The organism is Arenibacterium sp. CAU 1754 (assembly GCF_054482635.1).
This window is the reverse complement of record NZ_JBTLRG010000001.1, coordinates 99,887-125,099: the sequence shown is the minus strand read 5'-3', so window position 1 is coordinate 125,099 and position 25,213 is coordinate 99,887. Positions and strand designations below refer to the sequence as shown.

General features: G+C 61.8%; 29 protein-coding genes. 20 read left to right on the top strand and 9 right to left on the bottom strand.

The window, feature by feature from the left end; genetic code table 11:
- Position 1 precedes the first annotated feature (1 nt).
- Positions 2-1,171, bottom strand: a complete 1,170-nt coding sequence (locus ACXYMO_RS00665) for a M20 aminoacylase family protein (RefSeq protein WP_458876721.1) — start codon at positions 1,169-1,171, stop codon at positions 2-4.
- 63 nt (positions 1,172-1,234) lie between these two features.
- On the opposite strand from ACXYMO_RS00665, the gene mazG reads away from it, so the two are divergent.
- The 4 genes from mazG (at position 1,235) to ACXYMO_RS00645 (ending at position 4,043) form a co-directional block, all read left to right on the top strand.
- Positions 1,235-2,053 (top strand): nucleoside triphosphate pyrophosphohydrolase, encoded by an 819-nt coding sequence (gene mazG / locus ACXYMO_RS00660; protein ID WP_458876720.1) that lies wholly within the window; start codon positions 1,235-1,237, stop codon positions 2,051-2,053.
- Positions 2,054-2,174: 121 nt separating this feature from the next.
- Positions 2,175-3,116 carry a nucleoside hydrolase gene (locus ACXYMO_RS00655; protein WP_458876719.1) on the top strand — a complete coding sequence of 314 codons (942 nt, stop codon included), beginning with the start codon at positions 2,175-2,177 and terminating at the stop codon, positions 3,114-3,116.
- A gap of 45 nt (positions 3,117-3,161) precedes the next feature.
- On the top strand, positions 3,162-3,611 hold the full coding sequence (locus tag ACXYMO_RS00650; protein ID WP_458876718.1) for a GNAT family N-acetyltransferase: 450 nt from the start codon (positions 3,162-3,164) through the stop codon (positions 3,609-3,611).
- A gap of 156 nt (positions 3,612-3,767) precedes the next feature.
- Positions 3,768-4,043, top strand: coding sequence for a glycine zipper 2TM domain-containing protein (locus tag ACXYMO_RS00645; RefSeq protein WP_458876717.1), 276 nt, complete (start codon positions 3,768-3,770; stop codon positions 4,041-4,043).
- A 59-nt stretch (positions 4,044-4,102) separates the two neighbouring features.
- Here ACXYMO_RS00645 and eno read toward each other — a convergent pair whose 3' ends face one another.
- Positions 4,103-5,377: a phosphopyruvate hydratase gene (gene eno / locus ACXYMO_RS00640; protein ID WP_458876716.1), complete on the bottom strand. Its 1,275-nt coding sequence runs from the start codon at positions 5,375-5,377 to the stop codon at positions 4,103-4,105.
- Between the two features lie 152 nt (positions 5,378-5,529).
- Between eno and ACXYMO_RS00635 the strand changes: the two genes are divergently transcribed.
- Positions 5,530-6,576 carry an AbrB family transcriptional regulator gene (locus ACXYMO_RS00635; protein WP_458876715.1) on the top strand — a complete coding sequence of 349 codons (1,047 nt, stop codon included), beginning with the start codon at positions 5,530-5,532 and terminating at the stop codon, positions 6,574-6,576.
- Here ACXYMO_RS00635 and ACXYMO_RS00630 read toward each other — a convergent pair.
- Complete coding sequence (locus ACXYMO_RS00630) at positions 6,573-6,986, bottom strand: Fur family transcriptional regulator (RefSeq protein WP_458876714.1); 414 nt, start codon at positions 6,984-6,986, stop codon at positions 6,573-6,575. The genes ACXYMO_RS00635 and ACXYMO_RS00630 overlap by 4 nt on opposite strands.
- 358 nt (positions 6,987-7,344) lie before the next feature.
- On the opposite strand from ACXYMO_RS00630, the gene ACXYMO_RS00625 reads away from it, so the two are divergent.
- The 4 genes from ACXYMO_RS00625 (at position 7,345) to ACXYMO_RS00610 (ending at position 9,911) form a co-directional block, all read left to right on the top strand.
- Positions 7,345-8,637, top strand: coding sequence for a DEAD/DEAH box helicase (locus ACXYMO_RS00625; RefSeq protein WP_458876713.1), 1,293 nt, complete (start codon positions 7,345-7,347; stop codon positions 8,635-8,637).
- Between the two features lie 110 nt (positions 8,638-8,747).
- Entirely contained in the window at positions 8,748-9,107 is a 360-nt protein-coding gene (locus ACXYMO_RS00620; RefSeq protein WP_458876712.1) for a GerW family sporulation protein, read from the top strand.
- A 4-nt stretch (positions 9,108-9,111) separates the two neighbouring features.
- Positions 9,112-9,654 (top strand): DUF2953 domain-containing protein, encoded by a 543-nt coding sequence (locus ACXYMO_RS00615; RefSeq protein ID WP_458876711.1) that lies wholly within the window; start codon positions 9,112-9,114, stop codon positions 9,652-9,654.
- On the top strand, positions 9,651-9,911 hold the full coding sequence (locus ACXYMO_RS00610; RefSeq protein WP_458876710.1) for a hypothetical protein: 261 nt from the start codon (positions 9,651-9,653) through the stop codon (positions 9,909-9,911). Before ACXYMO_RS00615 ends, ACXYMO_RS00610 begins: the two co-directional genes overlap by 4 nt.
- Before the next feature lie 10 nt (positions 9,912-9,921).
- Here ACXYMO_RS00610 and ACXYMO_RS00605 read toward each other — a convergent pair whose 3' ends face one another.
- A complete protein-coding gene (locus ACXYMO_RS00605) occupies positions 9,922-10,722 on the bottom strand; it encodes a tellurite resistance TerB family protein (RefSeq protein ID WP_458876709.1) in 801 nt (266 codons plus the stop codon).
- Positions 10,723-10,899: 177 nt separating this feature from the next.
- Here ACXYMO_RS00605 and ACXYMO_RS00600 point away from each other — a divergent pair, with 177 nt between their 5' ends.
- Positions 10,900-11,775, top strand: a complete 876-nt coding sequence (locus tag ACXYMO_RS00600; protein WP_458876708.1) for a DMT family transporter — start codon at positions 10,900-10,902, stop codon at positions 11,773-11,775.
- Positions 11,776-11,778: 3 nt separating this feature from the next.
- On the opposite strand, the gene ACXYMO_RS00595 is transcribed toward ACXYMO_RS00600, so the two are convergent.
- The gene (locus ACXYMO_RS00595; RefSeq protein ID WP_458876707.1) at positions 11,779-13,200 is read right to left on the bottom strand and encodes a protein adenylyltransferase SelO; all 1,422 of its coding nucleotides are present in this window, start codon (positions 13,198-13,200) and stop codon (positions 11,779-11,781) included.
- Positions 13,201-13,270: 70 nt separating this feature from the next.
- Between ACXYMO_RS00595 and ACXYMO_RS00590 the strand changes: the two genes are divergently transcribed.
- Both ACXYMO_RS00590 and ACXYMO_RS00585 read left to right on the top strand, forming a co-directional pair.
- Positions 13,271-13,687, top strand: a complete 417-nt coding sequence (locus tag ACXYMO_RS00590) for a cupin domain-containing protein (RefSeq protein WP_458876706.1) — start codon at positions 13,271-13,273, stop codon at positions 13,685-13,687.
- Positions 13,688-13,746: 59 nt separating this feature from the next.
- The gene (locus ACXYMO_RS00585; protein WP_458876704.1) at positions 13,747-14,154 is read left to right on the top strand and encodes a hypothetical protein; all 408 of its coding nucleotides are present in this window, start codon (positions 13,747-13,749) and stop codon (positions 14,152-14,154) included.
- Here the strand turns inward: ACXYMO_RS00585 and ACXYMO_RS00580 are convergent.
- Positions 14,142-15,266, bottom strand: coding sequence for an anhydro-N-acetylmuramic acid kinase (locus tag ACXYMO_RS00580; RefSeq protein ID WP_458876703.1), 1,125 nt, complete (start codon positions 15,264-15,266; stop codon positions 14,142-14,144). The two genes, ACXYMO_RS00585 and ACXYMO_RS00580, sit on opposite strands and share 13 nt — an antisense overlap.
- Positions 15,267-15,415: 149 nt before the next feature.
- Here ACXYMO_RS00580 and tyrS point away from each other — a divergent pair, with 149 nt between their 5' ends.
- Both tyrS and ACXYMO_RS00570 read left to right on the top strand, forming a co-directional pair.
- A complete protein-coding gene (tyrS, locus tag ACXYMO_RS00575; RefSeq protein WP_458876702.1) occupies positions 15,416-16,669 on the top strand; it encodes a tyrosine--tRNA ligase in 1,254 nt (417 codons plus the stop codon).
- A gap of 144 nt (positions 16,670-16,813) precedes the next feature.
- Complete coding sequence (locus ACXYMO_RS00570; RefSeq protein ID WP_458876701.1) at positions 16,814-17,569, top strand: 3-hydroxyacyl-CoA dehydrogenase; 756 nt, start codon at positions 16,814-16,816, stop codon at positions 17,567-17,569.
- Between the two features lie 34 nt (positions 17,570-17,603).
- On the opposite strand, the gene ACXYMO_RS00565 is transcribed toward ACXYMO_RS00570, so the two are convergent.
- From ACXYMO_RS00565 to ACXYMO_RS00555, 3 genes are all read right to left on the bottom strand, one after another.
- A complete protein-coding gene (locus tag ACXYMO_RS00565; protein WP_458876700.1) occupies positions 17,604-19,415 on the bottom strand; it encodes an ABC-F family ATP-binding cassette domain-containing protein in 1,812 nt (603 codons plus the stop codon).
- A gap of 72 nt (positions 19,416-19,487) precedes the next feature.
- Entirely contained in the window at positions 19,488-20,228 is a 741-nt protein-coding gene (locus ACXYMO_RS00560; RefSeq protein ID WP_458876699.1) for a GNAT family N-acetyltransferase, read from the bottom strand.
- An 88-nt stretch (positions 20,229-20,316) separates the two neighbouring features.
- Positions 20,317-20,790, bottom strand: coding sequence for an outer membrane protein assembly factor BamE (locus ACXYMO_RS00555; protein WP_458876698.1), 474 nt, complete (start codon positions 20,788-20,790; stop codon positions 20,317-20,319).
- 84 nt (positions 20,791-20,874) lie between these two features.
- Between ACXYMO_RS00555 and ACXYMO_RS00550 the strand changes: the two genes are divergently transcribed.
- The 6 genes from ACXYMO_RS00550 (at position 20,875) to ACXYMO_RS00525 (ending at position 25,187) form a co-directional block, all read left to right on the top strand.
- Complete coding sequence (locus tag ACXYMO_RS00550) at positions 20,875-21,411, top strand: YceD family protein (RefSeq protein WP_458876697.1); 537 nt, start codon at positions 20,875-20,877, stop codon at positions 21,409-21,411.
- 207 nt (positions 21,412-21,618) lie between these two features.
- Positions 21,619-21,825 (top strand): 50S ribosomal protein L32, encoded by a 207-nt coding sequence (gene rpmF / locus ACXYMO_RS00545; RefSeq protein WP_458876696.1) that lies wholly within the window; start codon positions 21,619-21,621, stop codon positions 21,823-21,825.
- A 21-nt stretch (positions 21,826-21,846) separates the two neighbouring features.
- Positions 21,847-22,968, top strand: coding sequence for a phosphate acyltransferase PlsX (plsX, locus tag ACXYMO_RS00540; RefSeq protein ID WP_458876695.1), 1,122 nt, complete (start codon positions 21,847-21,849; stop codon positions 22,966-22,968).
- On the top strand, positions 22,965-23,936 hold the full coding sequence (locus ACXYMO_RS00535; RefSeq protein WP_458876694.1) for a beta-ketoacyl-ACP synthase III: 972 nt from the start codon (positions 22,965-22,967) through the stop codon (positions 23,934-23,936). The genes plsX and ACXYMO_RS00535 overlap by 4 nt, the downstream gene beginning before the upstream one ends.
- Before the next feature lie 114 nt (positions 23,937-24,050).
- A complete protein-coding gene (gene ihfA, locus ACXYMO_RS00530) occupies positions 24,051-24,353 on the top strand; it encodes an integration host factor subunit alpha (RefSeq protein WP_458876693.1) in 303 nt (100 codons plus the stop codon).
- Positions 24,354-24,368: 15 nt separating this feature from the next.
- Entirely contained in the window at positions 24,369-25,187 is an 819-nt protein-coding gene (locus ACXYMO_RS00525) for a MerR family transcriptional regulator (RefSeq protein WP_458876692.1), read from the top strand.
- Positions 25,188-25,213: the final 26 nt, after the last annotated feature.

The window sequence follows — 25,213 nt, the reverse complement described above, 5'->3', positions numbered from 1 at the left end:
CTCACTCCGCTCCTGCCGGCAGGGCGCGTTCGACCAGACGCGCGAAAAAGGATGCACCGACCGGTGTTATGTCATCGTTGAAATCATACTCGGGATGGTGCAGCCCGGCGGTATCCCCCTGTCCCAGGAACAGATAGGCCCCCGGTCGCTGGTTCAGCATATAGGAAAAATCTTCGGCGCCCATTTCGCGCCCGGCATCCGCAATCACGCGGTTTTCCCCCGCAACCTCGCGGGCGACGTCGCTGGCGAACGCGGCCTTGTCCGGGTCGTTGATCGTGGCCGGATAGCCGACTTCGTAATCCAGCGTCGCCTCGACCCCATAGCTGGCCGCCTGCCCGGCCACGATCGCCTTCATCCTGTCATGCACCATGTTCTGCACCTTGGGATCGAAGGTGCGGACCGTGCCGTTCAGATAGGCGGTTTCGGGAATGACATTGTCGATCGTTCCGGTGTGGATCTGCGTGACCGAAACAACCAGATCATCCAGCGCATAGTTGTTGCGGCTGACAATGGTTTGGAACGCCATCGCGATCCCGCAGGCCGCCATGACCGGGTCGCGGGTTTCATGGGGCATCGCCCCATGTCCGCCCACGCCTGTGATATGCACGTGAAAGGTGTCCACCGCCGCCATGATCGGTCCGGGCGTGGTGTAAAACGCCCCCGCGTCAAACCCCGGCGCATTGTGAAGGGCATAGACCTGCGCGATATCGAACCGGTCCATCATTCCCTCGCGCACCATCACGTCGCCGCCGCCGCCGGCCTCTTCAGCGGGTTGAAAGATCAGCGCCACGCGGCCCGAGAAATTCCGCGTCTCGGCCAGATACCGCGCGGCCCCCATCAGCATCGTGGTGTGCCCGTCATGGCCGCAGGCATGCATCTTGCCCGGCCGGGTCGATGCGTATTCGACGCCGGTTGCCTCGGGGATGGGCAGCGCATCCATGTCTGCGCGCAATCCGATGGTCGGCCCCTCGCCGCGCCCGTTGATGATTGCCACGATCCCGGTTTTCGCGATCCCGGTATGAATCTCATCCACCCCGAATTCCTGCAATCGTCCGGCCACGAAGGCAGCCGTTTCCACGCAGTCCAGCCCAAGTTCCGGGATTGTATGCAAATGCCGCCGCCACTGCGTCATATCCGCGGAAAACTCCGCGATGCGGTTGACTACTGGCATGGGCTGGGCTCCTTGGGTATGGGTTGATCAGACGTATCTGACACATGAAACGAGACAGCCGCAATGCCCGATGACGCCCTGATCCACGATCAATCCGCCGGAATGGAACGCCTGCTGGAAATCATGCGCCGCCTGCGCGACCCGGAAACCGGTTGCCCGTGGGACATCGAACAGACCTTTGCCAGCATCGCCCCCTATACCATTGAAGAGGCTTACGAAGTCGCCGATGCGATTGAGCGCGGGGCCTGGGAGGAACTGAAGGGCGAATTGGGCGATCTGCTGTTCCAGTCCGTGTTTCACGCCCAAATGGCGCAGGAGGCCGGGCATTTCACCTTTCAGGACGTGGTTCAAACCATGTCCGACAAGATGGTCGCGCGCCACCCGCATGTGTTCGGGAACGAAAGCCGGGACAAATCCGCCGAACAGCAAACCCGCGATTGGGAAACCATCAAGGCGGCCGAACGCGCCGAAAATGCCCAGCAAGGTACGCTCGACGGGGTCGCGGCCAATCTGCCTGCCTTGTTGCGCGCCCAAAAGCTGCAAAAGCGCGCGGCGCGGGTCGGGTTCGACTGGCCCGAAACGGGCGAGGTTCTGGACAAAATTCAGGAAGAATGCGCCGAACTTGTTGAAGCCCGCGATCAGATGGGGCCAGATGAGATCGAAGAAGAATTTGGCGACCTGCTGTTCGTTATGGCCAATCTCGCCCGCCATCTGGACATCGAGCCCGAGGCCGCCTTGCGGCGGGCCAATGCCAAATTCATACGGCGGTTTGCCCGGATCGAAGCGCGCCTCGCAGACATGGGCAAAACCCCGCAAGACAGTGATCTCGCCGAAATGGACGCCCTGTGGAACGCGGCAAAGGCGGATGAAAAGACAGGCTGACGCCTGTCACCTGAATTGCGCCAACTCGGCGGGAGGGTGCTGATCCGGCCCGGGATGCCAATTTCAAGCGCTGGACAAGCCCCGCCCTTATTGCGACTGTCCGGGCTCAGCCGGAGGCGACATGAAGCAGCGAAAAATCATCATCGACACCGACCCCGGGCAGGACGACGCGGTTGCGATCCTGCTGGCCCTGGGCAGTCCGGCGGAAATCGACCTGCTTGGCATCACGGCGGTCGCCGGCAACGTGCCTTTGGCCCTGACGGCCAAGAACGCCAGAATGGTCTGCGAACTGGCGCGCCGAACCGACATCCCGGTTTACGCAGGCTGTGACAGGCCGCTGAAACGTCCTCTGATCACGGCCGAACACGTGCACGGGAAAACAGGTCTCGACGGGCCGACGTTGCCGGACCCGACCATGCCCCTTGCGGATGGGCATGCCGTCGATTTCATCATCCGGACGCTGCGCGCACATCCTCCGGGCACGGTGACCCTGTGCCCCCTGGGACCGCTGACCAACATCGCCACCGCCCTGCAAGAGGCCCCCGACATCGCCGAAAGACTGCAGGAAATCGTGCTGATGGGTGGCGCGTATTTCGAGGTGGGCAACATCACCCCCTCAGCCGAGTTCAACATTTACGTTGACCCGGAAGCCGCTGAAATCGTTTTTAAATCCGGCACGCCCATCACTGTCATGCCACTCGACGTGACACACAAGGCGCTTGTGACGCGGACCCGAAACGATGCCTTTCGCAATCTGGCCACGCCAGTTGGGGCGGCCGTGGCCGAGATGACAGAATTTTTCGAGCGTTTCGACAAGGAGAAATACGGCTCCGAAGGCGCGCCTCTGCATGACCCCTGCGTGACGGCCTATCTGCTGAAACCCGAGTTGTTTTCCGGTCGTCATGTCAATGTGGAGATTGAAACCGCATCCGACCTGACATTGGGCATGACCGTCGCCGATTGGTGGGGCGTCTCGGGGCGCCGGCCAAATGCCACCTTCATGGGCAGCATCGACGATGACGGGTTCTTTGACCTTCTGACCGACCGGCTGGGCAAGCTGTAACCGCTTTGCCCTGCCCGCCCAACAACCAGAACTGGACATCCTGACGTGAGCGCCGCACTGCACCTGGCCGGACCCGCCGACATTGACCGCCTGACCGCGCTGGTCGCGGCCTTTCATACCGAGGCGGGGTTCGATCAATCCAGCGACGCCCGCCGCGACGCGATTGCTCCGCTGCTTGAGGGATGCCCCTATGGTGCCGCCTATCTGATCGGGCCTGCTCGCGCGCCCATCGGTTACGTCATCGTCACCTTTGGCTGGTCCGTCGAATTTGGCGGAATGGACTGTTTCATCGACGAAATCTATCTGCGCCGGGCCGTGCGCGGGCGCGGCATTGCCGCCGAGGTGCTGACCGCCCTGCCCGCAACCCTGGCCAGCGCGGGTGTCAAGGCCGTCCATCTTGAGGTCGATCGTGAAAACGAACCGGCCCGACGGCTTTATGGGCGCACCGGGTTCAAACCGCGCGAACGCTATATGCTGATGAGCAAGATGATCTGATGCGCGGGTTTCTGCCACTGCGCATCGTGGTGTGATCCAAATCAAACCCGAACGCTGCGACCCCGGCTAAGGTCCGCTCGGGCTCCGGGGGTTCCTCCCGATCCACAGATTGCGCCGGACATGGCGCAGAAACCTTATAACCTTTGGGAGTAGCGAATGAAAAAGCTCGTCATACTTGCCCTGACTGTCTCCAGCTTTGGACTGGCAGCCTGCGAAAACCTTACCACGGAACAACGCACCGTTGTCGGAGTCGCGGGCGGCGCGGCCGCCGGGCTGATCGCCGCTGACGCGCTGGACGCCGACCGCGACTGGAAAATCATCGCCGCCTTGGCCGGTGCGGCGGCAGGTACGCTCGTGGCCCAGAACACCGCAACGCAGCAATGTGCCTATGCCCGTGGCGATGGCACCTATTATCAGGCGCCTTGCCCGTAAGAAACAAAACGCCCCGCCATTTCCCGGCGGGGCGCTTTTTTGCAACTCTCGCAAAACCCTTATTTCAGGATCGAACGTCCGGCATATTCCGCCGTTTCGCCCAGCGCTTCCTCAATGCGGATCAGTTGATTATACTTGGCCAGCCGGTCGGACCGCGCCAACGAGCCGGTTTTGATCTGACCGCAGTTTGTGGCAACCGCCAGATCCGCAATCGTTGCATCCTCGGTTTCACCCGAACGATGGCTCATTACGTTGGTATATCCGGCTCGATGGGCCATATCGACCGCTTTAAGTGTTTCGGACAAGCTCCCGATCTGGTTGACTTTTACCAGCATCGAGTTGGCACATCCCCGGGCGATCCCATCAGCCAGACGCGTAGGGTTGGTCACGAACAAATCGTCCCCGACCAGCTGCACCTTGTTCCCGATCGCGTCGGTCAGGGCCTTCCAGCCGTCCCAGTCATCTTCGGACATCCCGTCTTCGATCGAGATGATGGGATAGTCGTTCACCAGGGCAGCCAGGTAATCCACGTTTTCGGCCGAGCTCAGCGTTTTGCCTTCGCCCGACAGAACGTACTTGCCATCCTTGTAATACTCGGTCGCCGCACAATCGAGCGCGAGGTAAATGTCCTCGCCCGGTTTGTAGCCCGCCTTTTCGATCGACTTCAGCACGAAATCCAGCGCCTCGCGCGTGGAGGCGATGTTGGGGGCAAACCCGCCCTCATCGCCGATCCCCGTGCTCAGACCTGCCGCAGAGAGTTCCTTTTTCAGCGTGTGGAACACCTCGGCACCCATGCGCACCGCGTCGCGGATGTTCTCCGCGGCCACCGGCATGATCATGAATTCCTGAATGTCGATCGGGTTGTCGGCATGTTCGCCGCCATTGATGATGTTCATCATCGGGACCGGCAGAATGTGCGCCGACGTTCCGCCGACATAGCGGAACAGCGGCTGGGTGGTGAAATCGGCGGCTGCCTTGGCCACGGCCAGCGACACGCCCAGAATGGCGTTTGCGCCCAGGCGGCCCTTGTTGTCGGTGCCGTCCAGTTCAATCATCGCATCGTCGATGGCCTGCTGCTCGACCGCATCGAACCCGACCAGCGACTCGGCGATTTCGCCGTTCACGGCGGCCACGGCCTCCAGTACGCCCTTGCCCAGATACCGGGACGCATCGCCATCGCGCTTTTCCACCGCCTCATAGGCCCCTGTCGACGCGCCCGAGGGCACGGCCGCCCGGCCCATGGTGCCGTCTTCCAGAATGACGTCCACCTCGACCGTTGGGTTGCCCCGGCTGTCCAGGATTTCGCGTGCGTGAATGTCGATGATGGTGCTCATGTCATATGTCCCGATTGAAACGTTGCCTGCCTCTTAACGGCCCCCGCTGCGCAGGAAAAGGGGACAAGAGCCGCAATAGAGGAAATGACCGTCGCTAACATCGCCAGTGGGCGTGAATTGCGACACCCATCGGCGGATGATAGGCACGTCGCATGTCTTCGCACCGCGCCACTGTTCCATTTCAAACCACGCTGGTTTCCCTGTTTGTCGGGGCCATCGGGTTTGCACTGGCCTATGCAGCGTCCGTACCCGCATCGGTTCTGATCGGCCCGGCGGCCATGGTCAGCCTTGCGGGCCTTTTAGGTCTGCGCACCGGGATAACCGATTGGGTGCGCGATCTTTGCTTTGTGGTCCTGGGGCTTGGCATCGGGGCCGGGTTCGACGCTTCGGCCACGGATGCGCTGATGCGGTGGCCATTGGCTTTTCTGGCCATGGCGGTCGGGCTGGTGGTCACGATCCAACTGTGCCGCCTGACCCTGCAAGGCGCGTTCGGCTTTGACCGGCGCAGCGCCATACTGGCCGCCGCGCCCGGCCATCTCAGCTTTGTTCTGGGGCTCGCCTCGGACGGGGGGGACGATCTGGGGCGCATTGCGGTGGTTCAAACCATCCGCTTGCTGGCCCTGACACTGACGGTCCCCTTCGTGGCGCTGGCCATGGGCATCCACATGCAGACCGTCGCCATCGCGGGTGGCGCGCCGATGCCGATCTGGCACCTTGCGTACCTCGCCCCGCTGGGTGCCGGTCTGGGGCTTGTGTTCAAACGGATCAACGTCCCCGCGCATATGTTGATCGGCGCAATGACAGTGTCCGCACTTGCCCATGTTTCCCAGGTCACCGCCGGGTCGGTTCCCGTTCAGATCGTGACCCCGGCCTTTCTGGCCCTTGGCACGCTGATCGGCACGCGGTTTTCCGGGATGAGCTTTGCACAGTTCCGTGCCTCTCTTCTGGCCGGGTGCAGCACGACGCTGATCGCGGTCACGGTGGCCGTGTTGACCGCCCTGCCCATCGCCTTTTCCCTTGGGATTCCTCTGGCCCACGTGCTGGCCGCCTTTGCGCCGGGCGGATTTGAGACAATGATCGCGCTGGGTGTCGCCATGGGGGCAAGCCCCGGCTTTGTCGCCGCCTGTCATTTCATGCGGCTGATGATTCTGACGGTGCTGATCCCGCTGTCGCTGGGACGCCGGCGCCATACGTCCTAGGTCTTTTTGCGCGGCACGCCGTACAGTTCCAGACGATGGCCGCGCAATTCATACCCCAGCTTGGCGGCAATCTTTTCCTGCAGTTCTTCGATTTCGGGATCGACGAATTCGATCACTTCGCCCGAATTCATATCGATCAGGTGATCGTGGTGATCGCGCTCGGCATCTTCGTACCGGGCCCGCCCGTCGCCGAATTCCAGCCGATCCAGAATGCCCGCCTCTTCGAACAGTTTGACGGTCCGATAGACGGTTGCGATAGAAATGCCTGCGTCCATCCCGCTTGCGCGGGCATAGAGTTCTTCCACATCCGGGTGATCGCTGCTGTCTTCCAGCACCTTGGCGATGGTGCGACGTTGCCCCGTCATTCTGAGGCCCTTGGCCTCGCAGCGCTCGATGATTGAATCTGGCATGCCTGCCCCCGTCGTCCTGGTTCTGGCCGGTTTACCCCGACTGGCCCGCCGGTTCCACAGCGATTGTATCCCGACCAAAGGTTGACTTTGCGTCCCATCGCGTCCATGTGCACTCCAAGCGTTGTCTTCTGCCGCGTGAGCAGGACAGACCAAGAGCGGCCCAGAATGCCGCCCGGCTCATCCGAGCCCGATTGCAAGACAACGATGTATTCCGTGTTCCCAAAATCACGCGTGGGGCAAAAGCGACGTACCGGTTTGCCCGGGGCACTCTGCCCGCAAACCCGAGGTACGCGCCCCCAAGGCCGTCAGTGAACGGCAGTTTGTGGTCCGCACTCCTGCGGCCCCGAAAGGAAATGAATTGAGCGATTTCGACATGATGGGCCTGCCCGCCAAGCTGGTGGCACGCCTGACGCAAATGGGGCTGAACAGCCCGACACCGATCCAGAAACAGGCGATTCCGCATGGCCTGAACGGGCGCGACGTAATGGGCCTGGCCCAGACCGGCACCGGCAAAACCGCCGCCTTTGGCGTTCCGCTTGTGGCGCAGATGCTGGAATTCGGCAAGAAACCTGAAAAATACACCGTGCGCGGCCTTGTTCTGGCCCCGACCCGCGAACTGGCCGGGCAAATTGCCCAGAACCTGCGCGCCCTGACCGAGGACACGCCGCTTAAGGTTGGTGTCGTCGTGGGCGGCCAGTCCATCAACGCCCAGATCAAACGCCTGGAACGTGGCACCGACCTGCTGGTCGCCACACCCGGTCGCCTGATCGACCTGATCGACCGGCGCGCCCTCACGCTTGAGGCCTGCAGCTTCCTCGTTCTGGACGAGGCTGACCAGATGCTCGACCTCGGGTTCATTCACGCCCTGCGCAAGATCGCCGATCTGCTGCCCAAGGAACGCCAGACCATGCTGTTTTCGGCCACCATGCCGAAACAGATGAACGAACTGGCCCAGAGCTATCTGACCTCGCCGATCCGGGTCGAAGTGTCACCTCCGGGCAAGGCCGCCGACAAGGTCACGCAAGAGGTGCATTTCATCGCCAAGGCGGAAAAGACCTCGCTGCTGATCGAACTGCTCGACAAACACCGCGACGAACGGGCGCTGGTGTTCGGGCGGACCAAGCATGGTTCGGAAAAGCTGATGAAGACGCTGGAAAAACGCGGCTTTGCCACCGCGTCGATCCACGGCAACAAAAGCCAGGGCCAGCGCGACCGTGCCATCGCCGCGTTCAAATCGGGTGAGGTCAAGGTTCTGGTCGCCACCGACGTGGCCGCGCGCGGATTGGACATTCCGGACGTCAAACACGTCTATAACTATGATCTGCCCAACGTGCCCGACAACTATGTGCACCGCATCGGCCGCACGGCCCGCGCCGGCAAGGATGGCGCTGCCATCGCATTCTGCGCGCCCGACGAGATGGGCGAATTCAAGGCGATCCAGAAAACCATGGGCATTTCCATTCCCGTGGCCTCGGGCCGCCCCTGGGATCCGGTCGATGAACCGGCCAAGCCCAAGGGACGTGGACGCGGTGGACAACGTCGCGGCAACTTTGGCGGTGGTGGCGGAGCAGGCAAGCCGGAAGGCGGCCCGCGCCGCAAACGCCGGGGGCCGCCCCGTGGCAAAGGCGGCGGCAATCGCGCCGCAGCCTGACAATTACTGACATGACCCCTGAAATGCGCCTTGACCCAAGTTAAGGCGCATTTTTCGTGTGGCCGGCATCTTTCCAGACATTGTTTCAAGCAATATGCGAGGCACGTGAAATGGACAATGTGGAACAACTCCTCAAAGGTACCGTTGAAGAACTCGACAAGCTGTTGAATGCAAAAAATGTTCTGGGCGACCCCATCGAACGCGACGGCGCAACCGTCATTCCGATTGTCAGCTACGGATTCGGGTTCGGCGCGGGCGGCACAACCGGCGGAAAAAGTGGAACGGGTGGCGGAACAGGCGCCGGTGGTGGCATAAAACCGCTGGGTGCCATCATTTTCGATGAAAACGGCGCCCGGGTCGAGGCCGTCAAAGGCGCGGTGTCCAATCTGGCCGAGGTGCTGGCCGAAACCGCAGGGCGCGCCATGGAGGCCAGGGCCAAATCCGAAGGATCGTCCAAACCGGACAGCTAGACGCATGGTGTTCCTGCTTTGGGCGGTGGCGCTGGGTCTGATCCTTCTATTGGCCCTGATCGCCACGCCCCTGCATCTGAGGTTGACCGCCAGGGTTGGGTCCCACAATCAGGCGGTTTTGCGCGCCTCCGCGTTGGGCGGGCTGGCCCCGGGCGTTCGTCTCTTTGACACCGACGCTCCCGCCAAGCCGAAACCACCCCTGGATGACTCGGCCCGGTCGCGCGGGTCCATCTCTCCGCGGGTGGCACGCCATATCCCGTCCCTGCTGCGCGGACTTCTAAGCCAGTTTTCACTGGTCGAACTACGCATTACCGGTGCTGTCGGCCTTGGGGATCCGGCCGACACCGGCGCCCTGTTTGGCACGCTCGCGCCGGCCATTTACGGCCCCCCGCCTTCGGAGCGGATTTCTGTCACGGTCAGACCGCTTTTCGATCGCGCCCATCTTGAAGGCGAACTCGCCCTTGCGATCCGGTTTGTGCCCATCCTGCTGGCGGGTCCCTTGATACGCTTTGGCCTGCAGGTTTTGAAAAACAGGAGGCCCCAATGACCCTTGCATGGGAGGCCTTCAAACTGGCCCAAGGGCTGCAGGTTCTGACAATTTCGCAGATTGCGTCGCGCGCAACGCGCGTGGGACCGGGCATCTTCGCCACCGGGCAAAAGACCCCGCTGGCCATCATCCTTGACGATGGCCAGCAGAGAACCGGGTGGACGCCCCAGGGCGCCCCCGTCGCACTCGATCACCTTGCCCGGCAATTTCCCGAGGTTCCGATCACGTCGGAAAACTGGACGAACTCAGGACCTTAACCCCCTGATTTCAGGCGTAAAGAGGCTTTACGCCCATTTGCAGATGCAGGGCATTCACGGCCTCTTGCGACAGATCGAGCGACTTGGCCAACTGGTCCAGGTATTGCGCCTCATGCGCGGTATCGACCCGGATTGGCATCAGCGACATGGAATAGACCTGCATCGCCATATTTGCTGGCGTATCCGCGCCCAGCGCGTCGATATCCACGGGCGCGTCCAGTTGGGCGCGCACGAATGCGATATCCTCGGCATCCGCATCATCCCCAAGGGTTTCCATGATACGGGCCGATTCCGCGGCGTCGATCTTGCCATCCGCCTTGGCCGACTGGATCATCGCGCGCAGCAACAGGCCAGCGGCCTCTTCCGCCTGCGGGGCGGTTTCCTTGGTGGCGAACTGGTCCAACAGGGCGCCAGTGCCCTTGCTACCCGCCGCGGCGACCCCGCCCAGGGCGGCCAGGATTCCGGCCAGCCCGGCACCGCCTTCGGGCTGGGACGACAGCAGGCCACCCTTGGAGCCATCCTGACCACCGGTTGCGCCGCCCATCAGACCTGACAGGTCGAACCCCGCCTGGCTGGCCATCTTGGTCATCATGTCCTGCATATTGGCAAGGCCACCCATGCCCCCGCCCATTTGCGACATCATATCCTGCATGTTGCCAACGCCCGGCGCATGGTCGGCCTGGGCATCCTCCGGTTTTACCTGGGCCCCGCCGAACAGGCCCGACATCCCCTGCCCGCCGCCCAGCTTGTCCACACCGCGCGCGGCTGCATATCCGATGGCCACCTTGGCCAAGGTTCCCATAAGGCTCATATCCAGTTCTCCCAATGATACCGTTTATCCCCACAGCTTGGCACATCAGGCCCGTCCGGTCAGGTGGAAAATCATGTTCCGGGCCAATTGCGCCCGTCACACCGAAACTCCGGCCCGCGGACATGCGCGCAAACACGGACGCTTGACACCTTTGGCGCCGCCCCCTCCTGTGGACGTATGGAAGAAAAACGCCCCATCGACGGCTTTGGCGCCGCGTCCCTGATCAGTTTCGCGGCCCTGCTGGCCTTTAATCAGGTCGTCATCAAAGTCACCGGAGGCGGCTTTGGCCCGGTTTTTCAGGCCGCCCTACGGTCGGTTGGGGCCGTCTTTGTTCTGCTGATCTGGATGCGACTGAGGGGATATTCCTTTGCCATTCCACGCAACGCCGTGATCTGGGGCGTGTTGTCGGGGGCGCTGTTCGGGTTCGAATTCATCTGCCTTTACCTGGCGCTGGACATGACCACCGTGTCGCGCGCCTCGATCATCTTTTACACCATGCCGGTCTGGCTTGCCCTTGCCGCCCATGTTCTCTTGCCCGGCGAACGGCTCAGCGGGATACGGGTTCTCGGCCTGGTCCTTGCGGTGGCAGGTGTCACGCTGGCCCTGTTTGACCGCAGCAACGGCGCGGCCAGCCTTGCCGGGGACATCCTTGCGCTGGTCGCCACCTTTGGGTGGGCCGGCATCGCGCTGCTGGTGCGCATCACCCCGCTGGCCCATGTCACCCCAGTCATGCAAATCCTGTTTCAGGTGGCGGTGTCCGCACCGATCCTGCTGATCGCGGCCCCGTTCTTTGGCCCGCTGATGCGCGACCTTGAACCGATCCACCTGCTGGGCCTGTTGTTCCAGATCGTCTGTGTCGGCAGTTTCGGGTTCTTGGCGTGGTTCTGGCTGATGAGCATCTACCGCGCCAGCAGCGTGGCCTCCTTCAGCTTTCTCTCACCGGTGTTTGCGGTGCTTTTCGGCTGGGCCTTGCTGGGGGAACACATCGGGCCGGCGGTCTGGGGCGCCCTGCTTTTGGTGGCGGCGGGGATTTACCTGATCAACCGCAAATAATGCTCAGGTGCCACAGAATGTGGCCTCGACCACCTCATCGGCGGTGGGCGGGCGCGCCAGATCGGCATGGTCGGGCTGATCGTCAAAGGGGCGCGCCAACACGCGGTTCAGTCGCTCGAACGGTGCGTAATCGCCCTGCACCGCCGCGGCGATGACCTCTTCAACCCGGTGGTTGCGCGGGATGAACGCGGGGTTTGCCCGCCGCATCACGCCCTGCGGATCAGGTTCGCCCTCAATGCGCGCGGTCCAACCCTCGGTCCAGGTATCAAAGGCGGTCGGATCGACAAACTGATCGCGCGCCGTCCCTTTGATCAACGCGCGGAACGTGTTGGTAAAGTCGGCCTGATTTTGCGCCATCCGCGTCAGCAGGTCCTCAATCATTTTCTGATCCCCCTCCTGCGCGCCGCTGATCCCCAGCTTGGCCCGGAACCGGGCCAGCCAGGCCTGCAATGTCAATTCCGGCATGGCATGGACAATCTCGGTCGCCTCGTCAACGGCGGCGTCCTTATCCTCGATCTGCTGGATCAGGGCCGTGGCCAGCTGCGCCAGGTTCCACACCGCGATGTCGGGCTGATTGGCAAAGGCATAGCGCCCCATCCGGTCGATCGAACTGAACACCGTGTCGGGATGATAGGTATCCAGAAAGGCACAGGGGCCGTAATCAATGGTCTCGCCCGAGATCGACGAATTATCGGTGTTCATTACCCCGTGAATGAACCCGACCGACATCCATGCCGCGATCAGGTGTGCCTGCCGGTCCCGGACGGCTTTCAACAGGCCCATCGGCCCGTCCGCATCCGGATAATGCCGCTCGATCGCATATTGGGTGAGGCGTTTCAGGCTGCCCAGGTCGCGGCGCGCGGCGAATATCTGGAACGTCCCCACGCGCAGATGGCTGGCCGCGACGCGCGTCAGCACTGCGCCGGGCAAGCCGCCGGCCTCACGATAGACGGGTTCGCCTGTCTCGACCGCGGCCAGCGCCCGCGTCGTGGGAATGCCCATCGCGTGCATCGCCTCGGACACCAGGTATTCGCGCAGCACCGGACCCAGCCATGCGCGCCCGTCGCCCATGCGGGAATAGGGTGTGCGCCCCGACCCTTTCAACTGGATATCGCGGCGCAGCCCGTCGGTGCCCACCACTTCGCCCAGAAGAACGGCGCGCCCATCGCCCAGTTGCGGGTTGTACTGGCCAAACTGGTGGCCCGCATAAAGCTGCGCAATCGGCGTTGCCCCATCCGGCACCTCATTGCCCGCGAAAATCTGCGCCATCTCATCGCTCGGATGATCCGGCAGGCCCAGTATCCGGGCCAGATCACTGTTCCACGCCACAAGGCGCGGCGCCTTGACCGGTTCCGGCTTCTGGCGCGAATAAAATGCCTCGGGCAGGCGGGCATAGCTGTTGTCGAAGGGGATCATGATGCTCATGCCGCAAAGATATGCCCCTGCGCCCGAATTACCATAGCAATCGGCCCCTTCCCGGCGCTAACCTGCGTCCATGACAGCGGATGAAATTATCGCCCATCTGGAGCTGGAGCCCCATCCCGAGGGGGGCCATTATCGTCAGACCTGGGTTGCCGACGGTTCGGGGCGTCCCGTTGGCACCTGCATCTATTTCCTTTTGCGTGCGGACGAACGCAGCCACTGGCACCGCGTCGATGCGACCGAGATCTGGCATTTCTACGCCGGCTCGCCGCTTATTCTTTCCATTTCCGATACAGACGCCGGACCGAAACGCGCCATCCGTTTGGAACCCGGCCTTAAAAACGGCGAGGTCCCGCAAGGAATCGTACCCGCAAATGCATGGCAAAGTGCTGCAACTACAGGCGATTACACCCTCGTTGGATGCACGGTCAGCCCCGGTTTTCAATTCGATCACTTTGAACTGGCCGACCCCGGATTTGACATCCCCTAAAACAGATTGTTTCCAATTCGGGCATCAATAACGCCCGTCGAAGCCCCCATATATAGGTCATGAATAATGAACTAAAACAGTATTCCAACAGACGTTTTTCCCGCCGCTTCCGCGATTTCTGGATAATCCACGGTAAGGAGGTCAGGACCGTTTCCATTGTTGTTGTCAGCTGTTTCGCTGTTGCGGCCTTTGCCTTCGAACCGGTTGAAAAAATCGGATACGAACGCGCCGTCGTCGAAGATTTCGGCGTGCGCGAAGGCTCAAAACGCCCCGGGGTTCGCTTGTGGGTACGCACCAAGAACGGTCGGCGCCGCTTGCTCTCAAGCCGTGCCTATATGCCGGATCTGCGCGTCGGCTCAGAAATCTGCCTGCTGCGGACACGCGGCAAAATCCGCAATGTCGATTATCTGCGACCCGCCCTTCCGTCCCGGTGCCTCGCCGGCACGGCGGGAGGTCAGGATATCTGACGACGTTCCAGGGGACGCGAAACGATCCCGCCCCCGACTGCCGCGCGCACACCGGTCGTGCCCGGACAGGAGGTCGGCATCCCCCGCGCCACCCGTACGGCCAGATGGGCAAAGGCCTGCGCTTCGAGCATATCACCATCCAGACCGACGGATTCGACCGGTTCGACAGGGCAATCCAGTGCGACGCGCAGCATTTCCATCAGAACCGGGTTGTGCCGCCCGCCGCCCGTCACCAGCATCCGCGCGGGCGGAACCGGGCAATGCTCCATCCCCTGCACCACGCCCGCCGCGCACATGGCGGTAAGCGTCGCGGCCGCATCCGCATCGTTCAACTCTCCGACCAGTTCGATCATCTCCGCGAAATCGTTCCGATCCAGCGATTTGGGCGGCATCCTGGCGAAATAGGATTCGGCCAGGAACAGCTCCAGCGCGCCGTCTTCGACCTTGCCCTTCGCGGCCACCGCGCCGTCGCGGTCCATCTCAAGGCCCAGACGCGCCTGCACCAGATCATTCACAGGCGCGTTGGCCGGACCGGTATCAAAGGCCAAAAGCGCCCCGGCCGCGTCCGGCGTGTCAAAGGACGGATCGACATAGGTGATGTTCCCGACCCCCCCGAGGTTCAGGAAACACAGCGGTTCGTCTGCGTCGATCCATTTGGCACAGGCAAAATGAAAGAACGGCGCCAGCGGCGCGCCCTCACCGCCCATCGACACGTCATCGGTTCTGAAATCCCACACGACCGGCAGGTGCAGCGCCTCGGCGAGCGCCGTCCCGTCGCCCACCTGCAATGTGCCCCTCCCGCGCGGCTCATGCGCAAGGGTCTGGCCATGGAACCCGACCAGATCGACATGATCAAACCCGCTGAGAAGTTCGTAATGCGCCACATCCACCACGTCACGGGCCAGGTCCACCGCCTGGCCGTGCCACTGGCCCAGCGCCGCGCGCAACACGGCGCGTTCCGCCGCGGAATAGGCCCGATAGGCCGACGGGCCAAAATCGAAAATACGCTGCCCGTCGGTTTTCACCGTGGCCGCATCGACACCGTCCAGTGACGTGCCGCTCATCGCGCCCAGCGCCCAGACCGCCCCTGATTTTCCGATGGCCTTGGTCATGACCTGCCCTCTGTTCCCCGTCTGAACGATCACCCCGATGCCGGCATGATTTCAGCGTTTATGTTCAGCGTTTTGCGCCGGGAAAACCGTTTCACACTTCCCGCGATGCAATCTATACTGTGCCCTCGAAATCGAACCAGAGGCAAGCCATGACCTACCACCCCAAATCGGATTTCATCGCAGTGATGATGGAGCGCGGCTTTCTCGCCGACTGCACCGATTATCAGGGGCTTGATGATGCACTGATGTCCGGCGTGGTTCCAGGATATATCGGCTTTGATGCGACGGCCAAATCGCTGCATGTCGGATCGCTGATCCAGATCATGACCCTGCGCTGGCTGCAAAAGACCGGACACAAGCCGATCACCCTGATGGGCGGCGGCACCACCAAGGTGGGCGATCCCAGCTTTCGTGCCGACGAGCGCCCATTGCTGACGCCCGAGCAGATCGACGACAACATCGCCGGAATCAAGCAGGTGTTTTCGAAATACCTGTCCTATGGCGATGCCCCCAGCGATGCAATCATGGTCAACAATGCCGAATGGCTCGATGATCTGAATTACCTCGATTTTCTGCGCGATATCGGTCGGCATTTCAGCGTCAACCGCATGCTCAGCTTTGAATCGGTCAAATCGCGGCTGGACCGGGAACAATCCTTGTCGTTCCTCGAATTCAATTACATGATCCTTCAGGCCTATGATTTCCTGGAGTTGAACCGCCGGTACGGCTGCCTGGTGCAGTTTGGCGGTTCGGATCAGTGGGGCAATATCGTCAACGGCATCGACCTGACGCGCCGGGTGCTGGACCATGAAATCTATGGCATGACCACGCCGCTTCTGACCACGTCGGACGGCAAGAAGATGGGCAAATCCGCCGATGGCGCGGTCTGGCTGAATGCTGAAATGCGCTCGCCCTATGAATTCTGGCAGTTTTGGCGCAACACAACCGATGCCGATGTGGGCCGGTTCCTGAAACTCTATACCGAACTGCCTGTGGACGAATGCGACCGCCTTGGCGCGCTGGAAGGCGCGGAAATCAACGAAGCCAAGGTGCGGCTTGCAAATGAGATCACAACCCTGTGCCACGGGGTCGAGGCGGCGGCCAATGCCGAGAAAACCGCGCGCGAAGTGTTCGAAAGGGGCGGGATTGGCGAAGACCTGCCCACCCTCTACCTGACTGCCGACGAGGTGGGCGACGGGATTTCGATCGTGCAACTGATCGTGCGCTCGGGCCTTGCCAAATCCGGGAAAGAGGCCAAGCGCCTGATCGCGGAACATGGCGCAAAAATCGACGACGCGCCCCTGTCGGATGCCGGGTTGATGCTGGACGCACAGGCCCTGTCATCGCCGATCAAGCTGAGCGCGGGCAAGAAACGCCACGCGCTGGTGCATCTGGCCCACTGAAACCAAACAGGAAACGGCGGGGCATTCCCGCCGTTTTTCGGTCTGCCCCCCGCGCAAACCCGGACAATGGCCCCTTCCCCATCTGGACAGTCAGCGCGCTGCATGCTTTTTTGAACAAGCGTTCAAATCAGGGGGAGCCAGCGCATGCAACTTTCAACAACAGCGGCAATTGTCACCGGCGGTGCATCCGGTCTGGGCGAAGCAACAGCGCGTCATTTCGCGTCCCAGGGCGCGAAAGTCACGATTTTTGACCGCGATGCAGAGCGCGGCAATGCCGTCGCCAAGGACATAGGCGGCTTTTTTGCTGAAACCGATGTGACGGACGAAGCGTCGGTTCAGGCCGCGATTGACCACGCGGTCGATAAAATGGGCCGCGTCAGCGCCACGGTCAACTGTGCAGGTATCGCCTATGGCATCAAGACGGTCGGCCGTGATGGCCCCCACCCGCTCGATGCGTTCAAGCGCACGCTGGATGTGAACCTGATCGGCACGTTTAACGTGTCACGCCTGGCCTCGGTCGCGATGGCGAAAAACGAACCCGAACCCGATGGCGCGCGCGGCGTGATCATCAACACCGCGTCGGTCGCGGCCTTCGAGGGGCAAAAGGGTCAGGTGGCCTATTCCGCCTCCAAGGGCGGCGTTGTCGGCATGACCCTGCCCATGGCACGCGACCTGGCCTCGTCCGGCATTCGCGTCATGACCATTGCGCCGGGCATCTTCATGACCCCGATGCTGGCCGGTCTGCCCGAGGATGTTCAGAAACAACTGGCCGCCGATGTGCCGAACCCGCCGCGTCTGGGCGATGCGTCGGAATATGGCCGTCTGGCCGGGTTCATCGTCGAATGTGGCTATCTGAATGGCGAAACCATCCGCATCGATGGTGCCCTGCGTATGCGCTGAGCGCCCCTTGCCGATTTCATCGGAAAAGCCGCCCCTATTGGGCGGCTTTTTCTTCCAGCGTCAGCCATTCTTCTTCTGACGCGGCGAGCTTTTCCTGACGTTCCACCAGCGCCTCGGTCGCCTTTTTGAACTTCACAGGTTCACGCGTGTAAAGCTCGGGGTCGGCCATCAGCTGTTCCAGCTTGGCAATCTCGGCCTCCAGACGCTCGATCTCGGCCGGCAGGGCCTCAAGCCGGTGTTTTTCGGTGAAGGACAGCCCCGTTTTCCTGGGCGCCTCCGGTTTGGGCTTTGCCTTTGGGGCCGTGGCTTTGGGCTTTTCCGGTTCGTCCTCGGCCAGAGTTCCCCGCTGGGTGACATAATCGCTCCACCCGCCGGGATAGGCCACCGCACGCCCGTTCCCTTCCATGGCAATGGTCGTTGTAGCCACGCGGTCCAAAAAATCCCGGTCGTGGCTGACCAAGAGGACGGTACCGTCGTAATCGTCCAGAACCTCCTGCAACAGATCGAGCGTTTCGACATCCAGATCGTTGGTCGGTTCGTCCAGAACCAGCACATTGCTTTGCCGCGCCATCAGGCGCGCCAACAAAAGGCGCGCCTTTTCACCGCCCGACAGCGCGCGCACAGGCGCACGGGCCTGCGCCTCGTCAAACAGGAAATCCTTAAGATACCCGATCACGTGGCGCGGCGAGCCGCGCACCATCACCTGATCGGCCCGCCCCGATACCCGCATCTCCGGATCCCCGGTCAGCGAATCCCAAAGGCTCATATCCGGGTCCAGCTGGGCACGGGCCTGATCGAACACCGCGATTTCCAGATTGGTGCCGTGCCGCACCGTGCCGCTGTCAGGCTCTTCCTGCCCCAGCAGCAGTTTCAATACCGTCGTCTTGCCAACCCCGTTCGGCCCGACAAAAGCCACCCGATCACCGCGCTGAATCTTGATCGAGAAATCCTTGACGATCACGGTGTCGCCATAGGCCTTGGACAGCCCCTCGGCCTCGATCACCTTGCGCCCGGATTTCTGTCCGCCGTCAAAGGCCAGATCGGCCTTGCCCTGCCGCCGGATCTGGCTGGCCCGTTCGGCGCGCAAATCCTGCAACGCGCGCACGCGGCCCTGATTGCGCTTGCGCCGGGCGCTGATGCCCTCGACGGCCCATCGGGCCTCGGCCTTGATCAGCCGGTTCAGCTTGTGGCGCTGCATGTCCTCTTCTTCCCAGATCGCATCGCGCCAGGCCTCGAACGCATCGAATCCCTTTTCTTGGCGGCGCACCTTTCCCCTGTCAATCCAAAGGGTTGCACGCGCAAGGTTACGCAGAAACGCCCGGTCGTGGCTGATCAGGACATAGGCTGCCCGGGTCGATTTCAGCTCATCCTCAAGCCACTTGATGGCCTCGATATCCAGATGGTTGGTCGGTTCGTCCAGCAGCATCAGATCGGGTTCGCGCGCCATCAACCCGGCCAATGCGGCGCGGCGCCGTTCGCCCCCGGATGCGGTTTCAACCGGGCGATCGGGATCGAACTTAAGCCCCTCGCCCGCGCGCTCGACCTTGTACAACTCGCCGGGTTCCAATCCGCGCGCGGCAAATTCCCCCAGCGTGGCACAGCCGGCCATATCCGGGTCCTGCTCCATGTATCCGACCGACTTGCCCGGCGACACGACGATTTGGCCGCTGTCAGGTTCGACCAGCCCGGCCATCACCTTCATCAGGGTCGATTTTCCCGATCCGTTGCGCCCGACAAGCGCCACCCGATCCCCGGGCTGAACCACGAGGTCGAGATCGGAAAACAGGGGATCGCCGCCAAAGGTCAGCGAAATATCGGAAAGCTGTAAAAGAGGTGCACGCGCCATGATTGCCAGCTAACCCTCTGGACAATAAGCGTCAACGCCCCTGCGTCACCATTGCACGATTAGTTGGCCTGCTCAGCCCGCTACGGCCCGCAACAGCCGCTTGCGCGCCGGAGGAATTGCGCCGATTTCAAGCCCGGTGAACACATGCAGCGTGTTCATCTGCCGATCAACCACCGCGTGGTCGCTGACCCAGCCCCCCATCAGCAGATAGGTCCGCAAAAGCGGCGGCATGCGCAGCATCGCTTTTTTGGCATCCGGCTTGCGCCGCAACCGGGCCGCGAACCGGAACACATCCGGCGCCTTGACGCGCGGCAGCCAGCGTTTGGGCGCAAGGTGGCGCGCCTTGAGCATGGCAAAGACATCCAGATAATCGCCGGTCTCCGTCCCGGCAAAGGACGAACACCCAAACAGCATGCCGATGTCATTTTCATCCACAAAGGTGGTCATCGCCCCCCAGGCCACCCGCAGGATATCCGGGTCGCGCCAATCGGGGTGGATGCAAAACCGGCCCATTTCGACCATGCGCCCCTGGTATCCGTTCAGCGCCGACAATTCGTAGAACTGCGCCGAATAGCTTTTAGGAACATCCGCGCCGCCCTCCAGCATCAGCATCCGGAAACAGCAAACCAGCGTTTCACTGCGCAGATCCTGCACCAGAACATGGGTGCAAAGGCTGTCAAAGCCGTCCACATCCGGCCCGTCCGTCCCGAAACAATGGGCCCGCAGCGCCTGCGCCTGCGCGATATCCCGCGCATTTTCGGCAATGCGCGCCCGGTATCTGCCACGGGTCAGGACGGGCAAGTCTGGCAGCATCGCATCCTCCGCAAAGTGACAAAAGCCAAGGTAGGTCGCCGGTTCTTACCGCGTAAAGCGTGACATCCGCATGCCCCGAGCAACCGGATCAGCCATCCCCGATAAGGGAGCCCGGTCCGATCCGGCCCAGATTGCCAAGCAGCTGGCGCAGGAATGTCGTGTCGGCCACGCCCGCATCGGTGACCCGCCGCTCCAGCGGAATGACACGGCCGTCTTCCAGACCATAGCGTTCCACCCCCTGCACCACGCCCGCCGTGTCAAAGCTGATGGCGACCAGCTCGCGCGAAACCGGTTTGGGCGCGCTTGGGCCGTAATGACGGAACCGCGTCGCGACATAATAGAACCCGCCGTCGTTCAGGACACCCGACGCGCCGGGCGTTCCGACGGTTTCGATCACGCTGTCGCGCGTATCGACACCGACGACGATCTCGGCCAAGTCTTCTTCGGTCGGGACATACCCGTGATCGCGAAAGGTTGAAACGCAGGCCGCCCCCGACAAAAGGACGATCCCCAGAACCGCCGCGCGGCTTGTTCGTTTCAACAAGGATGCAGTTGCAAACATGGTTGCCCTCTTGCCTTGGCCTGATCAGCCTTTTATCCCGATTACAGAGTCCGGGCCACCGGTTCAAGAAACGAAAGTTTTGTCATGTCCAATACCACCGCCTTGCGCGTCGCCGATCTGGCGCAAAACCGGCCCACCCCGTTCGACCTGCGCCCCAATGCGGAACAGATGCAGGCGCTGGCGCAGGAGACGGACCTGATTGCATTGCGCAAGCTGACATTTTCGGGCGAGGTCAAGTCGCAGGGCAAACAAGACTGGGTTCTGACCGGTCATCTGGGCGCGACAGTGGTGCAGCCGTGTGTCGTCACACTGGAACCGGTCACCACCCGAATCGAAACCGATGTGCAGCGCACCTATCTGACCGAGATGCCCGAAGCCGACGCCGCCGAAGTCGAAATGCCCGAAGACGACACGATCGAGCGTCTTGGAACGCACATCGATCCGGCCGTTGTCATGGCCGAAGCGCTGGTCCTTGCCCTGCCGCTCTATCCCCGCAAGGAAGGCGCGGACCTTGGCGAAGCGGTATTTACCGAACCCGGCCAGACCCCGATGCGCGACGAAGATACTAAGCCCTTTGCCGGTCTGTCGCAGTTGCGGGACACCCTGAAAAAGGATACATGACGCCTCAACACTGATCCGGCAGGGCAATCCTGCGAAAAACTGCTTGCACGAACCCGAAATCGCAGTATTTTCGCGCGCTCATCGGATTTAAGGTTGGACATCGCACGGGCCGCGGCCTAAACGCACGTCACGCCGCACGAAACGCAAAGAAACGCAACGTGGTCAGCGGGAACGCCCACTGACCCCATTTCAGACAAAGGTTGAGACATGGCTGTCCAACAGAACAAAGTATCCAAATCGCGCCGCAACAATCGCCGCGCACATGATGCCCTGGTAGCGGCAAACCCCAACGAATGCCCGAATTGCGGCGAGTTGAAGCGCCCGCACCACATCTGTGCATCTTGCGGTCACTATGACGACGCGGAAATCGTCGCCCAAGCCGACGAGATCGATCTGGACGAAGACGCGGCATAAGAGCAGGTGGCGGGCATTTGAATGACGGCCCAGCCTGATCAGCCCCAATCCGAGGCAAATCGCATCATCATTTCGGTCGACGCCATGGGCGGCGACTCAGGACCTGGTGCGGTTGTCGCGGGCATTGCCCAGTCAGCGCAGAAAAACCCTGATATCGGGTTCATCTTGCACGGCCCCCGGGCCGAGTTGGAGACGCTTGTCGAAAAACGCCGCGACCTGGACGGGCGCGTCGCCTTTCGCGAAGCCTCTGACGTCGTCACGATGGAGGACAAGCCCAGCCAGGTTGTGCGCAACGGCAAGGGCACCTCGATGTGGTCTGCCATCGAATCCGTCCGCAACGGCGACGCAAGTGCAGCGGTCTCCTGTGGCAATACCGGGGCGCTGATGGCGCTCAGCATGATCCGCCTGCGCCGGTTGCCAGGCGTTGATCGGCCCGCCATCGCCATCCTGTGGCCATCGCGCAATCCCCAAGGCTTCAACGTGATGCTGGACGTGGGCGCCGACATCCGCGCCGATGCGCGTGATCTTTTGCAATATGCGCTGATGGGCGCCTCTTATGCGCGCAACGGCATGTCCCTGCCCCGCCCGCGCGTTGGCCTGCTGAACGTCGGCACCGAAGAACACAAGGGCCGCCCCGAACTGAAAGAGGCGCACGGCCTGATGTCGCACTATGCCGACCAGGGCGGTTTCGACTTTGTCGGATTCGTCGAAGGCAGCGACATCCCCGGCGACGTGGCGGATGTGATCGTCACGGACGGGTTTACCGGCAACGTGGCGATCAAGACCGGCGAAGGCACCGCCAGCCTGATCGGCGATCTGCTGCGCGAGGCGTTCAAATATTCCTTCCTGTCCCGGCTGGCGTCTGTCTTGGCCATCAGCTCCCTCATGCGCCTGAAAAAGCGAATCGATCCGCGCCGTGTGAACGGTGGCGTGTTTCTGGGTCTGAACGGTACGGTGGTCAAATCCCACGGCGGAGCAGATGCCACCGGAGTTTCGGCGGCTGTGAAACTCGCCTTCCAACTCGGCCAGTCCGGTTTCGCCGAAAAACTGGCGGCGCGGGTTGCATCTGTGGGCGAGCTTACCCAAGATAAAGAAGAACCGCAGGAAGACCCTGAGGGACAAGAAAAAGAAGGACGGGCATGACACGGCGAGCAGTTGTAACCGGCGTTGGCCATTATCTGCCTGAACGCGTGGTTCCCAATGTCGAGTTCGAGGCCACGCTGGACACCACCGACGAATGGATCAAGTCACGTTCCGGAATCGAACGCCGCCATTTCGCCGCGGAAGGTGAAACCACATCCGATCTGGCAACCCATGCCGCGCGCAATGCGCTTGCGGATGCAGGGATCGACGCGGATTCGATTGATACGATCATCCTGGCCACCTCGACCTCGGATCTGACATTCCCGTCGGCCGCAACGATGGTTCAGGCCGCGCTGGGGATGACCCGCGGCTTTGCTTTCGACGTTCAGGCGGTCTGCGCCGGCTTCGTTTATGCGCTCACCACGGCAAACGCGATGATCGTGTCGGGACAGGCAAACCGTGTGCTGGTCATCGGCGCCGAAACCTTCAGTCGCATCATGGACTGGACGGACCGGTCCACCTGTGTCCTGTTCGGGGACGGTGCGGGCGCCCTCGTGCTTGAGGTCGAAGAAGGCATGGGCACCGCCGCAGATCGTGGCATTCTGTCCACCGACCTGCACTCGGACGGTCGGTTCAAGGACCTGCTTTATGTTGATGGCGGGGTTTCGACCCAGTCGACAGGTTTTCTCAGGATGCAGGGCAATCAGGTGTTCCGCCACGCGGTGGAAAAGCTGGCCGCCTGTGCAGAATCGGCGCTGGAAAAGGCCGGGCTGGACAGTTCCGAGGTCGACTGGATCGTTCCGCACCAGGCCAATATCCGCATCATCAAGGGCACCGCCAAGAAAATGGGCCTGCCGATGGAGCGTGTCGTCATCACCGTTCAGGATCACGGCAACACCTCGGCCGCATCGATCCCGCTGGCCCTGTCGGTCGGCAAGCAACGCGGCCAGATCAAACAGGGCGACATCGTCGTGACCGAGGCGATTGGCGGCGGTCTGGCATGGGGCGCGGTCGTCATCCGCTGGTGACCTTTCCACGCCCGGAATCGGCATGAATGTGATTATCCAAGCCAACGCAAATCATTGATATTGACAGTGAAATTCGCATCACCCTATTCTTCTTGAAATTCATGGGGGTTCGAAATGGGCGAAAAGACACTGACGCGTATGGATCTGAGCGAAGCCGTATTTCGCGAAGTCGGTCTGTCACGCAACGAAAGTGCACAATTGGTCGAAAGCATGTTGGAACACATGTCCGACGCTCTGGTGCGGGGCGAGCAGGTCAAGATTTCGTCTTTCGGCACCTTCAGCGTCCGTGAAAAATCGGCCCGGATCGGTCGCAATCCCAAGACCGGCGAAGAGGTTCCAATTCAACCCCGTCGCGTTTTGACCTTCCGCCCCTCGCATCTGATGAAAGACCGCGTCGCTTCCGGAAACAAGAAATAAGCAGGACCCAAGCGCATGACTAAATCGCCCGATGCCTTTCGCACCATAAGCGAGGTTGCGGAATGGCTGGGCATCCAGGCCCATGTTCTGCGGTTCTGGGAAAGCAAGTTTTCGCAGGTCAAACCCGTCAAACGCGCTGGCGGACGCCGCTATTACCGCCCCAATGACATGCTCTTGCTGGGCGGGATCAAACAGCTGTTGCACGAAGATGGGCTGACCATCAAAGGGGTCCAGAAAATCCTTAGGGAACAGGGCGTTGCCCATGTGTCCGACCTGTCGCAACCACTGGAAAGCACGGCCGAAGAGGCTGCATCCGGCGATGTGCTGGAGTTCAAGGCCGTCTCGGACACCGCCACGATCGAGGCCACGCCCACAGCCGAACCCGCCAATGCCCCGCCACCCGAACCAGCCCCCGAACCCGAGCGCCTTGAGGCGGAAACCGGCGACACGACGCCTGAGCCTGAGCCGGAACCTGAGCCCGAGATCACCCCGGAAGACGAAGAACCGCCAAGCCCGGTTCCCACCTTCCAGCATCGCAGGCTGAACCTGTCGGAATCAGCTCCCTCTGCGCCCGAACCGGATGTCACGCCCCCCGAACCCGAAGAGGTGGCCGCGCAAGCACCTGCCGAGCCGGAACCGATCGCCAAGCCCAAGCCGCGCATCGTGGACGCCCCTGATCCGCCACTGGAATCAGAGATCACGGTAACGCCCGGAATCCTGACTCAATTGGCACGCACAGATCGGATAAACGCCGAGCAGGCCCGCCAGATCGCGCCTGTCCTCGCCGAATTGCGCGAATGGATGGGTCAGAACACCGGTACCAGATCATCTTAACTCAAAGGCTGATGATTCCCTCTTGT